This window comes from Allosphingosinicella sp. (assembly GCF_046295735.1).
In the GTDB taxonomy this organism is placed as follows: Bacteria; Pseudomonadota; Alphaproteobacteria; order Sphingomonadales; family Sphingomonadaceae; genus Allosphingosinicella.
In genome coordinates, this window is record NZ_JBKBMQ010000001.1 from 475,464 (window position 1) to 491,296 (window position 15,833).

At 69.7% G+C, this 15,833-nt stretch carries 17 protein-coding genes; 10 read left to right on the forward strand and 7 right to left on the reverse strand.

The window, feature by feature from the left end; all coding sequences use genetic code 11:
- Positions 1-21: 21 nt before the first annotated feature.
- Both hemH and ACK4K7_RS02395 read right to left on the reverse strand, forming a co-directional pair.
- Positions 22-1,029 carry a ferrochelatase gene (gene hemH, locus ACK4K7_RS02390; RefSeq protein ID WP_431863552.1) on the reverse strand — a complete coding sequence of 336 codons (1,008 nt, stop codon included), beginning with the start codon at positions 1,027-1,029 and terminating at the stop codon, positions 22-24.
- Positions 1,026-3,257 (reverse strand): molybdopterin cofactor-binding domain-containing protein, encoded by a 2,232-nt coding sequence (locus ACK4K7_RS02395; protein WP_431863553.1) that lies wholly within the window; start codon positions 3,255-3,257, stop codon positions 1,026-1,028. The genes hemH and ACK4K7_RS02395 overlap by 4 nt, the downstream gene beginning before the upstream one ends.
- Positions 3,258-3,781: 524 nt before the next feature.
- On the opposite strand from ACK4K7_RS02395, the gene ACK4K7_RS02400 reads away from it, so the two are divergent.
- The gene (locus tag ACK4K7_RS02400; RefSeq protein WP_431863554.1) at positions 3,782-4,051 is read left to right on the forward strand and encodes an usg protein; all 270 of its coding nucleotides are present in this window, start codon (positions 3,782-3,784) and stop codon (positions 4,049-4,051) included.
- 109 nt (positions 4,052-4,160) lie between these two features.
- Positions 4,161-4,406 carry a hypothetical protein gene (locus ACK4K7_RS02405; protein ID WP_431863555.1) on the forward strand — a complete coding sequence of 82 codons (246 nt, stop codon included), beginning with the start codon at positions 4,161-4,163 and terminating at the stop codon, positions 4,404-4,406.
- 192 nt (positions 4,407-4,598) lie between these two features.
- Here the strand turns inward: ACK4K7_RS02405 and ssb are convergent, their stop codons facing one another.
- Together ssb and ACK4K7_RS02415 are read right to left on the reverse strand one after the other, a co-directional pair.
- Positions 4,599-5,129, reverse strand: coding sequence for a single-stranded DNA-binding protein (gene ssb / locus ACK4K7_RS02410; RefSeq protein WP_431863556.1), 531 nt, complete (start codon positions 5,127-5,129; stop codon positions 4,599-4,601).
- A gap of 67 nt (positions 5,130-5,196) precedes the next feature.
- Positions 5,197-6,834, reverse strand: a complete 1,638-nt coding sequence (locus tag ACK4K7_RS02415; RefSeq protein WP_431863557.1) for an alkaline phosphatase family protein — start codon at positions 6,832-6,834, stop codon at positions 5,197-5,199.
- 220 nt (positions 6,835-7,054) lie between these two features.
- Here ACK4K7_RS02415 and rpmI point away from each other — a divergent pair, with 220 nt between their 5' ends.
- From rpmI to ACK4K7_RS02440, 5 genes are all read left to right on the forward strand, one after another.
- Positions 7,055-7,258 (forward strand): 50S ribosomal protein L35, encoded by a 204-nt coding sequence (rpmI, locus tag ACK4K7_RS02420; protein ID WP_431863558.1) that lies wholly within the window; start codon positions 7,055-7,057, stop codon positions 7,256-7,258.
- A gap of 12 nt (positions 7,259-7,270) precedes the next feature.
- A complete protein-coding gene (gene rplT, locus ACK4K7_RS02425; protein ID WP_431863559.1) occupies positions 7,271-7,636 on the forward strand; it encodes a 50S ribosomal protein L20 in 366 nt (121 codons plus the stop codon).
- A 212-nt stretch (positions 7,637-7,848) separates the two neighbouring features.
- Positions 7,849-9,054: an ADP-forming succinate--CoA ligase subunit beta gene (gene sucC, locus ACK4K7_RS02430; RefSeq protein WP_431863560.1), complete on the forward strand. Its 1,206-nt coding sequence runs from the start codon at positions 7,849-7,851 to the stop codon at positions 9,052-9,054.
- Positions 9,055-9,170: 116 nt separating this feature from the next.
- Positions 9,171-9,920 (forward strand): electron transfer flavoprotein subunit beta/FixA family protein, encoded by a 750-nt coding sequence (locus tag ACK4K7_RS02435; protein WP_431863561.1) that lies wholly within the window; start codon positions 9,171-9,173, stop codon positions 9,918-9,920.
- On the forward strand, positions 9,917-10,846 hold the full coding sequence (locus ACK4K7_RS02440; protein ID WP_431863562.1) for an electron transfer flavoprotein subunit alpha/FixB family protein: 930 nt from the start codon (positions 9,917-9,919) through the stop codon (positions 10,844-10,846). The genes ACK4K7_RS02435 and ACK4K7_RS02440 overlap by 4 nt, the downstream gene beginning before the upstream one ends.
- Positions 10,847-10,962: 116 nt before the next feature.
- Here ACK4K7_RS02440 and ACK4K7_RS02445 read toward each other — a convergent pair whose 3' ends face one another.
- The 3 genes from ACK4K7_RS02445 to ACK4K7_RS02455 all read right to left on the reverse strand — a co-directional run bounded on the left by ACK4K7_RS02445 (position 10,963) and on the right by ACK4K7_RS02455 (position 11,959).
- Complete coding sequence (locus ACK4K7_RS02445; protein WP_431863563.1) at positions 10,963-11,103, reverse strand: hypothetical protein; 141 nt, start codon at positions 11,101-11,103, stop codon at positions 10,963-10,965.
- A 143-nt stretch (positions 11,104-11,246) separates the two neighbouring features.
- Positions 11,247-11,642: a type II TA system antitoxin MqsA family protein gene (locus ACK4K7_RS02450; RefSeq protein ID WP_431863564.1), complete on the reverse strand. Its 396-nt coding sequence runs from the start codon at positions 11,640-11,642 to the stop codon at positions 11,247-11,249.
- A 2-nt stretch (positions 11,643-11,644) separates the two neighbouring features.
- Complete coding sequence (locus tag ACK4K7_RS02455) at positions 11,645-11,959, reverse strand: type II toxin-antitoxin system MqsR family toxin (protein WP_431863565.1); 315 nt, start codon at positions 11,957-11,959, stop codon at positions 11,645-11,647.
- 198 nt (positions 11,960-12,157) lie between these two features.
- Here ACK4K7_RS02455 and acnA point away from each other — a divergent pair, with 198 nt between their 5' ends.
- From acnA to ACK4K7_RS02470, 3 genes are read left to right on the forward strand one after another with little or no spacing between them, the layout of a single operon-like run.
- On the forward strand, positions 12,158-14,824 hold the full coding sequence (acnA, locus tag ACK4K7_RS02460; RefSeq protein ID WP_431863566.1) for an aconitate hydratase AcnA: 2,667 nt from the start codon (positions 12,158-12,160) through the stop codon (positions 14,822-14,824).
- A gap of 7 nt (positions 14,825-14,831) precedes the next feature.
- Positions 14,832-15,107 carry a CBU_0592 family membrane protein gene (locus ACK4K7_RS02465; RefSeq protein WP_431863567.1) on the forward strand — a complete coding sequence of 92 codons (276 nt, stop codon included), beginning with the start codon at positions 14,832-14,834 and terminating at the stop codon, positions 15,105-15,107.
- Positions 15,059-15,727, forward strand: a complete 669-nt coding sequence (locus ACK4K7_RS02470; RefSeq protein ID WP_431863568.1) for a cyclase family protein — start codon at positions 15,059-15,061, stop codon at positions 15,725-15,727. Before ACK4K7_RS02465 ends, ACK4K7_RS02470 begins: the two co-directional genes overlap by 49 nt.
- Positions 15,728-15,833: the final 106 nt, after the last annotated feature.

A 15,833-nucleotide genomic window follows, 5' to 3' on the forward strand; every position in this document is an offset into this window, starting at 1 on the left:
TCGCTGTGTTTTTTCGATGCTCTAGGCCGGGGCAAGCCAGCCTTCAAGTTCGCGCCCGACGAGCCGCCTCAGCATCGCGACGCCGGGCGCGGAGTCGTTGAGGCAGGGGAGGTAGGCGAAATGGGTGCCGCCGGCTTCGAGGAAGCTTTCCCTGCCGCGGATCGCCAGCTCCTCCAGCGTCTCCAGGCAGTCGGCGGAGAAGCCGGGGGCGAAGATCGCGACCTTGCGGACGCCCTGGGCCGGCAGCGCCTCCAGCACCTTGTCGGTGGCGGGCTCCAGCCATTTGGCGCGGCCGAAGCGCGACTGGAAGGCGGTGACGAGCTCGCGGCCCATCGCCTCGGCCAGCAGGCGCGACGTCTTGCGGCAATGGCAGTGATAGGGATCGCCCAGCTCCAGCGTCCGCTGCGGCATGCCGTGATAGGAAGCGACGAGCGCGTCCGGCACGAAATCGAGCGCCGCGACCTCCGCCTCCACCACCTCCTTCAGCGCGTCGATATAAGCGGGGTCGTCATGATAAGGCGGCAGGGTCCTGACCGCCGGCTGCCAGCGCATCCGCGCCAGCTGGCGGAACGCCTCGTCGTTGGCGGTGGCGGTCGTCGCGGCGCAATATTGCGGATAGAGCGGGGCGAGGAGGATGCGCTCGCAGCCCGCCGCCTTCAGCGCCTCGACCCGCTCGCCGATCGCCGGCCGGCCGTAGCGCATCGCATGATCGACGGTCACGTCCGGCCCGAACGCCCCCTCCAGCGCGCTGGCCTGGCGGCGGGTGATCGCCGCCAGCGGCGATCCGTCCTCGGTCCAGACCTGGCGATAGGCATGGGCCGATTTCTTCGGCCGGGTGGTGAGCACGATGCCGCGCAGGATCGGCTGCCAGACGAGGCGGGGGATCTCGACCACCCTCGGGTCGGACAGGAACTGCTTCAGATAGACGCGCACCGCCCCCGGCTCCGGCAGGTCCGGCGTTCCAAGGTTGATCAGCAGCACGCCGATCTTGCGCGGCGGAATGGCGGGATGGTCGGCGGGCGGCTTCAACTGGGTCCTCCGATGACGAGCGGCAGGTCGCGCAGCCGCGTCCCTGTCAGCGAATAGAGCGCGTTCGCCATGGCGGGCGCGACCGGCGGCACCGCCAGTTCGGTGACGCCGCCCGGATCCTCGTCGCTCTCGATCAGTTCGATGGTGATGTCGGGCGTGTCGGCGAGCGTCGGCAGGCCGAGATCGGCGATGGTGCGGGCGGTGGGAACGCCGCCGGCGAAGTCCAGCGGCGTTCCCGCGGCGGCGGAGATGCCGTGCAGGATGCCGCCTTCGATCTGCTGGCGCACGATGTCCGGATTGACGATCCGGCCGCAATCGGCGACCGCCACCGCGCGCACCATCCGCACCCGCTGCTCCCCGGTCACCTCGACTTCGGCGACCAGGGCGATGTGCGATCCGAAGGCGCTGTGCGCGGCGATGCCGAGCCCGCCGCCCGGCGCGCCGCCGTCCCATCCCGCAGCCGCCGCCGCGGTCGACAGCACCCGCGCCAGCCGCGGATTGGCGCCCAGCATCTGCATGCGGAACGACAGGGGCTCGACATTGGCCTGGCGCGCGAGCTCGTCCAGGAAGCATTCGGTGAAGAAGCAGGTGTAGCTGTGCGCGCCCGAGCGCCAGATGCCGGTCTCGATCCCGATCTCGGCGGGATGATGGTCCACCACCAGGTTCGGGATGGCGTAAGGCGGGACGGCGCCGGCAACCTCCGCCGGATCGACCCCGCCGATCGGCCGCGACGCGCCGAGCCGGGCGATGGTCGCCGCGGTGGTGCGCGGGCTCGCGATCCGCGCCTGCCAGGCGGCGATTGTGCCGTTGGGCGCGAGCGCGGCATTCATCGCGCCGATCGCCGGCGGGCGCACCCGATCCTGCGCGATGTCGGCGATGCGCGGCCAGACGAGCTGGACCGGCCGGCCGAGCTGGACCGCCATCACCGACGCCTGCGCCACCGCTTCGGTCTCGAGCTTGCGGCCGTAGCCGCCGCCGATCAGCGTCGGGTGGATCGTCACCCGGTCCTCGGCGATGCCGGCGGCCCGCGCGGCGGCGGCGCGGGCGAGGCCCGGCGCCTGCGTCGGGGCCCAGATTTCCAGCCGGTCCTGCTCCCAGCGCGCGGTCGCCGTCAACGTCTCGATCGCCGCCCCCGGCGCCGCGCCGACCGAATAGCGCGCGCGCAGCACCTGCGCGCCGTCGAACACGGCGCGCACGTCGCCTTCCGCGACGACCCGGCTGCCGCCGCCGCTTTCCAGCGCCGCGGCGAGCGCCTCGCCGATCGTCCGGCCGTCGGGCAGGATCTCGGGTCCGGTGAAGCGCGGCCGCATCGCTTCCACCGCGCGCGCCGCCGCCCACCAATTGACCGCCGCCGCGCCCACCCAGGCCGGGTTGTCGAACAGCATCAGCACGCCCGGCAGCCGCGACGCCTCCTCGCGCTCGAACCCGTCCAGCCGGGTCCCCGCCGGCGCGCCGCGCACTGCGGCATAGACCATGCCGGGCAGGCGGATGTCGCCCGCGAACTGCGCCGATCCGTCGACCTTGGACGGGACGTCGAGCCGCGGCACCGCCTGGCCGGTCAGGCGATGGTCGATGCCGCCGCGCACCGGCAGATTGTCCGGCAGCTCGTGCCCCGCCGCCGCCTCGGCGAGGTCGGCGAAGGGGATGCGCTCGGCGCCGCGCCAGACGAAGCCCTCGCGGGTGTCGAGCTCTTCCCAATCGGCGTTCCAGCGCTCGGCGGCGGCCTTGCTGAGCAGCGCCCGCGCCGCCGCGCCCGCCTCGCGCAGCCGCGGCTCGAAGGCGCGGATCGAGGTCGATCCGCCGGTGATCATCAGCGCCGAGCGGGTGGCATATTCCTCCGCCGCCCAGCGCCCGACGCCCTCGACCGCGCCGGGCAGGCCCGCCACGCCCAGCTCTCCGGCGAGCAGGCGGTTGGCGTAGATCGGATTGACCGGCGCCGGCTCCACCGCGACGGTGCGCCAGTCGGCGCCCAGCTCGTCGGCCAGGATCTGCGGCAGGCTGGTCCACACGCCCTGGCCGATCTCTGCCTGCGGCACGGCGACGATCACCCGTCCGTCGCGGGCGATGCGCAGATAGGCGCCGAACAGCGCCTCGCCTTCGGCCGGGATGATGTTGGGGCGATATTCGCGCGGCCACAGGGCCCAGGCGAGGACCAGCCCCACGCCCGCCCCGCCGCCCACCAGCAGCGACCGGCGGGTGATCCCCCGCCTGTGTTCCTCACCCGACATGCGCCGGAGATAGAGGGACACGGCCCCGCCCGCTAGTCCGGCCTGCCGCGCGATTCGCGGGCGGGCGCTTCGGCGGACATGCGGCTCCGCGGCGCTAAGTTCAGGAAGGTTCGGCGTGCGGATATTATTACGTCGATCAATAGCGCGGTTCTGATCGATTCGCCCGATCAGCGGCGGGCGGGCGGGGGTGCCGGTACAGAAGTTAGGTTCAAAGCTCATCCAGTTAATGAACCAGATAGGTTCGCTGTAGGAAAGCCTTTTTGTAGGCCCGCAGAGCGGATCCCGAGTGCGCAAGGCCGCACCCCTTTTCTTTCTCATGCTCGGGGAGAGAAGTGGCGGCCTTCGACAAGCTCAGGCCGAACGGGGGGGTGGGTGCCGGGCTTTCCCTCCTCTCCCCCGCTCCCCGGAACCAGCCGCCTTTTCCGCCATTGATCCCGGTGAGCCGTTCCGGACTCGTAAAGGAGTTGTTGACCATAAGGGAGTAAGGCAGTGTTCGCGTATCGGAAGTTCAGGAGGGAGGTCCCGTGACCAGCCGCGACTTCATCGTGCAGCTCCAGGGCTACGGCCTCACCACGGCCGAGATCAGCTATTACATGCCGGACCATCCCCGGCTCATCCAGCTGTTCGTGTGGCAGACCTACGACGTGGCGCCGCAATTTCCGGTGCTCCGCGACTTCCTGGACCATTGGCGGCGGGAGATCGAGGCGGCGCTCCATTCCGTCCGGGTCGCCCACAACCATCTGATCGCCCCCGCGGAATGGCGCGCGGTGGACGGGGTGATCACGATCAACTGACCCCCCTCGATTCCCGGCTTGCGGAACAGAACCGCCGCGATAGACTTTCGAGTCGGACGCGGAGAAGTTGCCGGCCCGGCCGGCCCGCCAAGTTCAAGGGGACGAAGACATGCGTGGATACAAGATGCTGACGGCGATCGCCGTTCTCGCCGCCGCCAGCGCGGCCCAGGCCCAGAACGGGTCCAGCGCCCAGGCCGAGGCCGAGGAAGCGCGGCGCGACCAGGCCGAGGTTACCAACGAGAACGACGCCGCCGAGGTCGAGGAGCAGCAGGCCCAGCCGCAGCGCAGGAGCACCCTCCCGCCGCAGGTCCGCCCGCGCCGCGACTACAGCAAGGGCCCCCGCCGCCCGCGCTGATCCCTCGCGGAGGGGCTGGCGCGACGCGACCGTCCCGCGCCGGTCAGCGGGGACGATACCCGCCGATCGGCCGCGCCCCGGAGCACCGCCGCGCGGCGGCGACGAAGCCGTCCATGGGGACCTGGGAGCCGCCATGGATTGCTTCGCTTCGCTCGCAATGACGGGTTTGGCTCAGGCCAGGGCGAACGGGCCCTAGAAGGGGACGTCGTCGTCGAGGTCGCTGTCGAAGGCCGGGGGCGCCGGGCGGCTTTGCGGCTGCTGGCGTCCGCCGCCATAGCCGCCGCCGCTGCCGCTGCCGCCGCCGCCGCCATAGCCGCCGTCGCCATAATCGTCGCCGCCGCCGCCATAGCCGCCGCTGCCACCGCCGCCGCCGCCGCCGCGGCTGTCGAGCAGGACGAGCTCGCCCCGGAAGCGCTGCAGCACGACCTCGGTCGAATAGCGGTCCTGGCCCGAATTGTCGGTCCATTTGCGGGTCTGGATTTGGCCTTCCAGATAGACTTTCGATCCCTTGCGCAGGAACTGCTTGGCGACCCGGCCGAGATTCTCGTTGAAGATCACGACGCGGTGCCACTCGGTCCGCTCCTGGCGGTTGCCGTCGCGGTCCTTCCAGGTCTCGGACGTGGCGACGCGCAGGTTCACCACCTCGCCGCCGCTCGGCAGCGACCGGCTTTCCGGATCGTCGCCCAGATTGCCGACCAGAATGACCTTGTTGACGCCCGCCATCTCACTCTCCTCGATGTTGCGCCCCGGCTAGCGGGAACGGCGCGCGGCGGCAAGGGTGGGGCCGGCCTCAGTCCCGCTCGTCGGCGCGGGGGCAGCGCGCCTCGCCGATGTCGCGGCAGCGCCCGTCGATCGTGCCCGGCGCGATCGGCAGGCGGACGAGGGCGGCGAGCGTCGGCAGGATGTCGGCCGTCTCGATCGCCTCGGCCCGGTCCGACGGCGCCATGCCCTGGCGCCAGAACAGGATCGGCACGCGCCGGTCATAGTCCCACGGGCTGCCATGGGTCGACACATAGCCGCGGCTGGTGTCGAAGATCGGGGTCACCTGTTCCTCGAGCAGCACCAGGAAGTCGCCCGACCGGCCGGGAAAATGGCTCGCCCGCGCGCGCTGCAGCATCGTCCATCCGGCCGGCGATCCGGTCGGCTGCGGCGTCGCCATGATCTCCGCGGCGGTCAGCACGGCGGCGACCTGCGGATGGGCGCGATAGGCGCGCACCGCCTCGTCCAGCACCCGGCGGCGCTGTTCGGGCGGGAGGTTGCGGTCGACATACATGTCGCCGAACGCGCCGTCGCCCCACACCAGCCGGCCCTGCAAGCCCAGCCGGGCGCCGATCGCCGCGCTCATCGCATTGGCGTGGAGCGCCGGATCGACCCGGGCGGCGCCGTGCGCGCCTTCCTCCCGCGCGCGCTCGGGGATGTCGAGCCCGCCATGGTCGGCGGTCAGCACCGCGACATAATCCACGCCGGTGCGGTCGAGATGCGCGAAGAAGTCGCCGAGCGACCGGTCGAGCGAGAGCAATTGCAGGCACATCTCCGCGCCGCCGGTGCCGAAGCCGTGGCCGACATAATCGTTGGCGGACAGGCCCAGGATCAGGAGGTCGGTGGCCGCGCCCTCGCCGAGCCGCATCTCGGCCCGCAGCCCCGCCGCCAGCGCCAGCGTCGCGCCGTCGAGCTCGGGCGAGGCGCGGAAGGCGCGCGAATCGCCGGCCTCGCGCGCGAAGCGGTGCTCGCCGACCGGCCGGCCGCCGCCTTCCACCGCCACCGCGCGGCTGCGCGCCCGGCACAGGTCCGGAAGCTCGAGGGGCGCCATCGGCCGGGCGATGGCGGCGGCGACATTGGCGTTGACGAGCCCCACGGCGCGCGGCGCCGGGCGGCCTTCGTGAGTCACGAATTCCGTGCCGCCCCACCACCAGCGCTCGTCCGGCCCGTGGCCGCCCATCATCGCCGCCGCCCGGTCCTTGCCGGTGACGGTCACCACCCGCGCCCGCGGATCCGCCCGCTTCATGAGGTCGCCCATCGCCGGGACCTGCAGGTGATAGCTGGACAGGGTGTAGTTGTTGGAGGCGCTGCCGGGGATGCGCGGGTCTTCGGCGCAATAGATATATTTGTCGTCGCGGGCGGCGCCGAGATCGAACCAGTTGTTGGCGATGATGCCGGTGCGCGACGGGCGCGATCCGGTGAGAATGGTCGAATGGCCGGGGCAGGTCTCGGTGGCGGCATGGCCCTGCCAGCCGGACGTGAACACGGTCCCGCGCGACAGCCGGCCGAGCCCGCCGGTGAAATGCGGCCGGTAACGCTCGTAGAGGTCGGCGCCGAGCTGGTCGACGGCGATCGCGACGACGAGCCGCGGCGCCGGCCGCTCCTGCGCCGCCGCCGGCGCGGCGGCGAGGGCGAGGGAAAGGAGGAAAGCGGGCAGCAGCTTCTTCATGTCGCGGGGCTCCGGCGGGTTCGGGTCGGCGATCCATGCCACAGCGGCCCGGCGAATCAAGCGCTTGCGCCCGCGCCGCCCGATCGGCGCGGCGCCCGGCAAAGGCTTGCGCGCGGCGGCGCGGGCGGTTATAGGCGCGCCCTTTCCAACCTGTGGAAAATCCGAACGGTCCGGCCATCAAGGGCTGCCGTGGCCGTTCACAATGTCCGAAGGAGACGAAATGCCCAAGCTCAAGACCAAGAGCGGTGTGAAGAAGCGCTTCAAGATCACCGCGACGGGCAAGGTGAAGCACGGCGTCGCCGGCAAGCGCCACCGCCTGATCAGCCACAATGCCAAATATATCCGCCAGAACCGCGGCACCGAAGTGCTCGCCGACGCCGATACGGCGCGGGTGAAGCTCTGGGCGCCCTACGGCCTGAAATAAGGAGGATATGACATGGCACGCGTGAAGCGCGGGACCACCACGAAGGCCCGCCACAAGAGACTTCTGGATCAGGCGAAGGGCTATTACGGCCGTCGCAAGAACACGATCCGCATCGCCCGCCAGGCCGTCGAGAAGGCCGGGCAATACGCCTATCGCGACCGCAAGGTGAAGAAGCGCAGCTTCCGCGCTTTGTGGATCCAGCGCATCAACGCCGCGGTCCGCATGGAAGGCCTCACCTACGGCCAGTTCATGCACGGCCTGAAGCTCGCCGGCGTCGATCTCGACCGCAAGGTCCTGGCCGACATCGCGATGCACGAAGGCGACGCCTTCAAGGCGATCGTCGCCCAGGCCAAGGGCGCCCTTCCGGCGCAGGCCTGATCCGGCGGGCGGGCCTTCGGGTCCGCGCGATCGATACGCAGCCCCGGGGCCGGCCGTCGCCGGCTTTCCGGGGCTGTTTGCGTCGGCGGCCTTCGCTTCGCGTCGGGGGCCGGCGTCCGCGCCGCTTTTCGCGGCCGCGTCCCGGCTGCGGCTTGGCTTCCCCGCGACTCTATGCTTAAGCCCGCCGCAAAGTTCATGACCAGGGAAAGCCGATGAACATCCACGAATATCAGGCCAAGGAACTGCTCGCGACGTTCGGCGTGCCGGTTCCGGCCGGCCATGCGGCGATGAGCGTCGAGGAAGCGGTCGCCGCGGCGGCGAAGCTCCCCGGGCCGCTCTACGTCGTCAAGGCGCAGATCCACGCCGGCGGCCGCGGCAAGGGCAAGTTCAAGGAACTGCCCGAAGGCGCCAAGGGCGGCGTCCGCCTCGCCCGCAGCGAGGAGGAGGTCCGCGCCGCCGCGCAGGAGATGCTCGGCAACACCCTCGTCACCGTCCAGACCGGGCCGGAAGGCAAGCAGGTCAACCGCCTCTACGTCACCGACGGCGTCGACATCGCCAAGGAATTCTACCTCGCTCTGCTGGTCGACCGCGCCAGCGGCCGCATCGCCATGGTCGCCTCGACCGAAGGCGGCATGGACATCGAGGAAGTGGCGCACAGCAGCCCCGAGAAGATCCACACCATCGCCATCGATCCCGCGACCGGCTTCATGCCGCATCACGGCCGCGCGGTCGCTTATGCGCTGAAGCTGGAGGGCGACCTCAACAAGCAGGCGCAGGCGATGGCGAAGAAGCTCTACGAGGCCTTCCTCGGCACCGATGCCGCGCAGATCGAGATCAACCCGCTCGCCGTCACCGACAAAGGCGAGCTGCTGGTGCTCGACGCCAAGGTCGGCTTCGATTCCAACGCCATGTTCCGCCACAAGGACCTTCTCGCGCTGCGCGACGAGACCGAGGAGGACCCGATGGAGCTGGAGGCGAGCCGCCACGACCTCGCCTATATCAAGCTCGACGGCGACATCGGCTGCATGGTGAACGGCGCCGGCCTCGCCATGGCGACGATGGACATCATCAAGCTGAACGGCGCCTTCCCGGCCAACTTCCTCGACGTGGGCGGCGGCGCTTCCAAGGAGAAGGTGACGGCCGCCTTCAAGATCATCCTGTCCGATCCGGCGGTGAAGGGCATCCTGGTCAACATCTTCGGCGGCATCATGCGCTGCGACATCATCGCCGACGGCATCATCGCCGCCGCGCGCGAGGTGGACCTGTCGGTGCCGCTGGTGGTCCGGCTGGAAGGCACCAACGTCGACGAAGGCAAGCGCATCCTCGCCGAAAGCGGGCTGGACATCGTCCCGGCCGACGATCTCGGCGACGCGGCGCGCAAGATCGTGGCGCAGGTGAGGGAGGCCGTGCCGGCATAAGCCGCGCGAAGGCGTCATCCCGGCGAAAGCCGGGATCTCATTGCCTTCAGGGCGCCTGAACGAGGAAGAGAGATTCCAGCTTTCGCTGGAATGACGAAGAGAGAGGGTACGAACGCATGAAGCTGCTGGTCCCCGTCAAACGGGTCATCGACTACAACGTCAAGCCGCGGGTGAAGGCCGACGGCACGGGCGTCGACCTCGCCAACGTCAAGATGAGCATGAACCCCTTCGACGAGATCGCGGTCGAGGAAGCCATCCGCCTGAAGGAAAAGGGCGCCGCGACCGAGATCGTGGCGGTCTCGATCGGCCCGGCCAAGGCGCAGGAGACGCTCCGCACCGCGCTCGCCATGGGCGCCGACCGGGCGATCCTGGTCCAGACCGACGCCGAGGTGGAGCCGCTCGCCGTCGCCAAGATCCTGAAGAAGATCGCCGAGGAGGAGCAGCCCGGCATGATCATCCTGGGCAAGCAGGCGATCGACGACGATTCGAACCAGACCGGCCAGATGCTCGCCGCCCTGCTCGGCTGGGGCCAGGGCACCTTCGCCTCCAAGGTGGCGGTGGACGGCGAGAGCGTCGACGTCACCCGCGAGGTGGACGGCGGGCTGGAGACGGTGAAGCTGAAGCTTCCCGCCGTCGTCACCACCGACCTGCGCCTCAACGAGCCGCGCTACGCTTCGCTGCCCAACATCATGAAGGCGAAGTCGAAGCCGCTCGCGCAGAAGACGCCGGACGATTACGGCGTCGATGTCGCGCCCCGGCTCACCACTTTGAAGGTCGCCGAGCCGCCCAAGCGGCAAGCCGGCGTCAAGGTCGGCTCGGTCGACGAGCTGATCGGCAAGATCAAGGAAACGGGAGTGATCGGATGAAGACGCTCGTCTGGGTCGAACATGAAGACGGCCAGCTGAAGGACGCGACGCTGGCCGCCGTCACCGCCGCCGGCAAGCTCGGCGAGGTTCATCTGATCGTCGCCGGCCAAGGCGTCGGCGGGGTCGCGGACGAGGCGGCGAAGATCGCCGGCGTCGGCAAGGTCCATGTCGCCGACGACGCGGCCTACGGCCATGCGCTGGCCGAGAATGTCGCGCCGCTGATCGCCGATCTGATGGGCCATCACGACGCCTTCCTGGCGCCCGCCACCACCACCGGCAAGAATATCGCGCCGCGCGTCGCCGCCTTGCTCGACGTGATGCAGATTTCCGACATCCTGTCGGTCGAGGGCGACGACACCTTCACCCGGCCGATCTATGCCGGCAACGCCATCGCCACCGTCAAATCGGCGGACGCGAAGAAGGTGATCACGGTGCGCGGCACCGCCTTCGAAAAGGCGGCGCGTGACGGCGGGTCGGCGGCGGTCGAGCCGGTCGGCGGCGCCGGCGACCAGGGCCTGTCGAGCTTCGTCGGGGCCGAGATCGCGCACAGCGAGCGGCCGGAGCTGACCAGCGCCTCGATCATCGTCTCGGGCGGTCGCGCGCTCGGCTCGGGCGAGGCCTTCACCCAATATATCGAGCCGCTCGCCGACAAGCTCGGCGCCGCGGTGGGCGCGAGCCGCGCCGCGGTCGATGCGGGCTATGTCCCCAACGACTATCAGGTCGGCCAGACCGGCAAGGTCGTCGCGCCGGAGCTCTATGTCGCGATCGGCATTTCGGGCGCGATCCAGCACCTCGCCGGCATGAAGGATTCGAAGACCATCGTCGCCATCAACAAGGACGAGGACGCGCCCATCTTCCAGGTGGCGGACATCGGCCTGGTCGGCGATCTGTTCAAGATCGTGCCGGAGCTGACCGAGAAGCTCTGACGCGGCGGGGCGGCGCCCGCCCCGCGGGGAACGAGGGAAGGAGCGGCCCCGCCCGGCGGAGCCGCTCCTTCTTCATGTCGGGCGTGCCGTTGCCGGGGCACGGGCCGGTCCGCGTGTCAGTCGCGCAGTAACCAGGGCAATTTGTCGGCCGCGGCGACCGCGGCGTTGCGCGGCGAAGGATTGTTCGCCTTGCGCACCTCCACCCCATAAACGCCCGCCGCGCGGACCGGATCGAAAACGCGTCTCAGGCCAGCCATAACTGCCTCCATATCATCGGCCGGATCGCCCGACCTTTGAAGAAGCAACCGGCGAAGCGCGGCGATTGTTCCGGCTACGGGCTGATCGGGGGCTGTCGGGCGCGGGGGCGGCGCGCGCTCTGCGAGGCTTCGCGCCCCCCAAGCTACCCCCTGATTTCGCGCAGCCGCTCCAGCCCTTCGGGGTGCATGGCAAGCATTTCGATCGCCGCGACGGCGGCATCGGACGGCGGCATGGCGCCGCTCTCGTATTTCTGGAAGGCGCGCTTGCCTCCGCCGATGATGCGTCCCGCTTCCTCCTGGCTGAGCCGCAGCCGTTTGCGCACGGCCCGCACATAAGCGGCGTATTCGTCGCGCAGCGCGCGCCACGCGCGGTCGGATTCGGCGAGGTCGGCGCCGCTGTGGATGCCGTCGCCCTCGCCGTCGGGATACCAGCCGGGCACGTTCACCTCGCAGGACAGCGACCCATAGCGCAGCTTCTGGCGCCGCACGCCGCGGCGGAGAGTCTCGCCGGTTTCGGGATGGATGCGCGTTTCGGCCACGATCAGGCTTCCTTGAACGATGTGAGGACGAGATCGACCAGCGTCTCGCCCGCGAACTTCAGGTAGAGGTCTCCCAGGCCCCACGGCAGGACGTACGTGTCGTGCCAGCAACGCGGGTTGCGCGGGCTGTGGGCCGTTTCCGACTTCACGAAATCGCCTGGCTCCAGCGCCTGCACCACCTCCACGACCCCTTGGATCGAGAAACCGAGATCGCGCGCCGACTTCAGCGCGCTGGTCGTGATCTCCAGCGTCTCCACCGCCGCGAACTTCGCCTGGACCGCGGCAAGATCATGATGCGGCCGGCGCTTGACGTTCATGCAGCCGGATACACCTCTATGGTGTAGATTGCAAGAGGCGACGACCGCCGCCTCTCCCGCGAGACCATCGATTCCCGGATAACTTCGTGTCCTTTCGCCGCGCCGCCCTTCCGCGCGCGCAGCGGCTTTCGCTCCCTTCCCCCTCCGCTTCGGCCTTGCTAGAGCGCGCGCAAACCCGGATTACCAGAAGGACGCGCGATGACTCAGGTCGGCCAGGACAGCCTCAACACCCGCACCACCCTCGAAGCCGCCGGCAGGACCTATTCCTATTATTCGCTCGCCAGGGCCGCCGGGCAGCTCGGCGACGTGTCGCGCCTGCCTTTCTCGATGAAGGTGCTGCTCGAAAACCTGCTCCGCTTCGAGGACAGCGTCACCGTCACCCGCGACGACATCCAGGCGCTGGTCGACTGGCAGAAGGAGCGCTCGTCCACCCGCGAGATCCAGTACCGCCCGGCCCGGGTGCTGATGCAGGACTTCACCGGCGTGCCCGCCGTCGTCGATCTCGCCGCGATGCGCGACGCGATGGCCCGGCTCGGCGGCGATCCGCAGAAGATCAACCCGCAGGTCCCCGTCCATCTCGTCATCGACCACAGCGTCATGGTCGACGAGTTCGGCACCCCCAAGGCGTTCGAGCGCAACGTGGAGCTCGAATATCGGCGCAACATGGAGCGCTACCAGTTCCTGAAATGGGGCGCCTCGGCGTTCGACAATTTCAAGGTGGTGCCGCCCGGCACCGGCATCTGCCACCAGGTCAATCTGGAGCATATCGCCCGCTCGGTCTGGTCGTCGGCCGATCCCTCTGGCGCGGAGGTCGCCTATCCCGACACTCTGGTCGGCACCGACAGCCACACGACGATGGTGAACGGGCTGGGCGTGCTCGGCTGGGGCGTCGGCGGGATCGAGGCGGAGGCGGCGATGCTCGGCCAGCCGGTGTCGATGCTGATCCCCGAAGTGGTCGGCTTCCATCTGTCGGGCGAGCTCAAGGAAGGGATCACCGCCACCGATCTCGTGCTCACCGTCACCCAGATGCTGCGCGCCCACGGCGTGGTCGGCCGCTTCGTCGAATTCTACGGCCCGGGCGTCGCGGCCCTGTCGGTCGCGGACCGCGCCACCATCGCCAACATGGCGCCCGAATATGGCGCCACCTGCGGCTTCTTCCCGGTCGACGCCAAGACGCTCGACTATCTGCGCCTCACCGGCCGGTCAGAGGACCAGATCGCGCTCACCGAAGCCTATTGCAAGGCGCAGGGCCTGTGGCTCGATCCGGCGGTGGAGCCGGTGTTCACCGCCACGCTCGAACTCGACATGTCGTCGGTCGAACCCTCGCTCGCGGGACCCAAGCGGCCGCAGGACAAGGTCGCCCTGTCGGAGCTCCACAGCCGCTTCGCCGAGGCGCTGGGCAGCGAATATAGCTGCACCCATCCCGACGCGCGCTATCCGGTCGACGGCGCGGACCACGATCTCGGCCATGGCGACGTCGCCATCGCCGCCATCACCAGCTGCACCAACACCTCCAACCCCTCGGTGCTGGTCGCCGCCGGCCTGGTCGCCCGCAAGGCGCGGGAGAAGGGGCTGGACCGCAAGCCCTGGGTCAAGACCTCGCTCGCGCCCGGCAGCCAGGTCGTCACCGACTATCTGGTGAAGGCGGGGCTGCAGGAGGATCTGGACGCGATCGGCTTCGATCTGGTCGGCTATGGCTGCACCACCTGCATCGGCAACTCCGGCCCGCTGCCCGAACCGATCAGCCAGGCGATCCACAAGCACGATCTGGTCGCCGCCTCCGTCCTGTCAGGCAACCGCAACTTCGAAGGCCGGGTGAGCCCGGACGTGCGCGCCAACTATCTCGCCTCGCCGCCCCTGGTCGTCGCTTATGCGCTGAAGGGAACGGTGCGCGACAGCCTGATCGACACGCCGATCGGCACCGGCAGCGACGGCGGCGACGTGTATCTGCGCGACATCTGGCCGACCAATGCCGAGATCCGCGACATGATCGACCGCTATGTCGGCGCCGACATGTTCAAGGCGCGCTATGCCGACGTCTACAAGGGCGACGACCAGTGGCGGGCGATCGACGTCACCGGCGGCGCCACTTACGCCTGGTCGGCCGGCTCCACCTACATCCAGAACCCGCCTTATTTCGAAGGCATGTCGATGACGCCGACCGCGGTCTCCGACATCGCCGGCGCCCGGCCGCTGGCGATCCTCGGCGATTCGATCACCACCGACCACATCTCGCCCGCCGGCGCGATCAAGCAGGACAGCCCGGCCGGCCGCTATCTGGAATCGCACCAGGTCTCGCGCCCGGACTTCAATTCCTACGGCGCGCGGCGCGGCAATCACGAAGTGATGATGCGCGGCACCTTCGCCAACATCCGCATCCGCAACAAGATGACGCCGGGCGTCGAAGGCGGCGTCACCCGCTACGTCCCGACCGGCGAGACGCTGGCCATCTACGATGCGGCGATGCGCTACAAGGCGGAAGGCACGCCGCTCGTCGTCATCGCCGGCAAGGAATATGGCACCGGCTCCTCGCGCGACTGGGCGGCCAAGGGCACCAACCTGCTGGGCGTGCGCGCGGTGATCGCCGAAAGCTATGAGCGGATCCACCGTTCCAACCTCGTCGGCATGGGCGTGCTGCCGCTCCAGTTCCTGGGCGAGGTGCCGCAGTTCGACGGCGGCGAGACCTTCACCATCACCGGCATCGCCGACCTCCAGCCGCGCCAGGAGATCGAGGTCGAGGTGACCAAGGCGGACGGGTCGCAGACGCGCTTCCCCGCCCGGGTGCGGATCGATACGCTGAACGAGCTCGAATATTTCCGGCACGGCGGCATCCTCCACTACGTGCTGAGGAACCTCGCCGCCTGAGGCCGGGGTGACGCTCGAGCGGATCCTTGTGGAGATTGCCGGCTGGACGGGCGCGAGCCTGATCCTGCTTGCCTATCTGCTGCTGTCGATGGGGCGGCTGAACGGCCAGTCGCCGCTCTATCAGGCGATGAACGTGCTCGGCGCGGCGGGCTTCATCGTCAACGGCTGGTACCATGGCGCGGTCCCCTCGGCCGCGCTCAACGTCGTGTGGATGCTGATCGGAGGCTTCGCGCTGTGGCGGATCGTGCGCAGGAAAAGAGGCTCGTCGACCTCAGCCACGTGATCGTGGACGGGATGACGACCTACGAGGGCCTGCCCGGCCCCCATATCTGCGACTATTGGACGCGGGAGGGGTCGGCCGGCTTCTACGACGACGGCTCCACCTTCCAGATCGGCCGCATCGACATGGTGGCCAATACCGGCACCTATGTCGACGCGCCCTTCCACCGCTTCGCCGACGGGGCGGACCTCGCCGCGCTCGACCTCGCCCGGCTCGCGTCGCTGGAGGGGCTGGCGGTGCGCCATCCGGGTCCCGCGATCGGGGCGGAGGCGTTCGAGGGGCTGGACGTCGCCGGCAAGGCGGTGCTCGTCCATAGCGGCTGGGACCGGCATTGGGGCAGCGACGCCTATTTCGACGGCCATCCCTTCCTCACCGCCGACGCCGCCCGCCTGCTCGCCGACGGAGGCGCCGCCCTGGTCGGGATCGACAGCCACAATATCGACGACACCGCCGCCCGCGCCCGCCCGGTCCACACCATCCTGCTCGGCGCCGGCACTTTGGTGTGCGAGCATCTCACCAATCTCGGCGCGCTTCCGGACAGCGGCTTCCGCTTCACCGCGGTGCCGCCCAAGGTGAAGGGCATGGGCACCTTCCCGGTCCGCGCCTTCGCGGAAATCGGCTGAGGGGGCGAGGCGTTCTCCCCTCCCTGCACGCAGGGAGGAGGTGGGGGTGGGGGCGTAACCGGAAGAATCCCTGCCGGTGGAGACCCACCCACCCCTAACCCCTCCC

Excerpts from the sequence above, each read along its gene's own strand:
- rplT (WP_431863559.1), top strand. The coding sequence starts at position 7,271 with ATGGCACGCGTGAAGCGCGGGACCACCACGAAGGCCCGCCACAAGAGA.
- ssb (WP_431863556.1), bottom strand. The coding sequence starts at position 5,129 with ATGGCGGGCGTCAACAAGGTCATTCTGGTCGGCAATCTGGGCGACGAT.
- ACK4K7_RS02405 (WP_431863555.1), top strand. The coding sequence starts at position 4,161 with ATGCGTGGATACAAGATGCTGACGGCGATCGCCGTTCTCGCCGCCGCC.
- acnA (WP_431863566.1), top strand. The coding sequence starts at position 12,158 with ATGACTCAGGTCGGCCAGGACAGCCTCAACACCCGCACCACCCTCGAA.
- ACK4K7_RS02455 (WP_431863565.1), bottom strand. The coding sequence starts at position 11,959 with ATGAACGTCAAGCGCCGGCCGCATCATGATCTTGCCGCGGTCCAGGCG.
- rpmI (WP_431863558.1), top strand. The coding sequence starts at position 7,055 with ATGCCCAAGCTCAAGACCAAGAGCGGTGTGAAGAAGCGCTTCAAGATC.
- ACK4K7_RS02435 (WP_431863561.1), top strand. The coding sequence starts at position 9,171 with ATGAAGCTGCTGGTCCCCGTCAAACGGGTCATCGACTACAACGTCAAG.
- ACK4K7_RS02395 (WP_431863553.1), bottom strand. The coding sequence starts at position 3,257 with ATGTCGGGTGAGGAACACAGGCGGGGGATCACCCGCCGGTCGCTGCTG.
- ACK4K7_RS02445 (WP_431863563.1), bottom strand. The coding sequence starts at position 11,103 with ATGGCTGGCCTGAGACGCGTTTTCGATCCGGTCCGCGCGGCGGGCGTT.
- ACK4K7_RS02440 (WP_431863562.1), top strand. The coding sequence starts at position 9,917 with ATGAAGACGCTCGTCTGGGTCGAACATGAAGACGGCCAGCTGAAGGAC.
- sucC (WP_431863560.1), top strand. The coding sequence starts at position 7,849 with ATGAACATCCACGAATATCAGGCCAAGGAACTGCTCGCGACGTTCGGC.
- ACK4K7_RS02415 (WP_431863557.1), bottom strand. The coding sequence starts at position 6,834 with ATGAAGAAGCTGCTGCCCGCTTTCCTCCTTTCCCTCGCCCTCGCCGCC.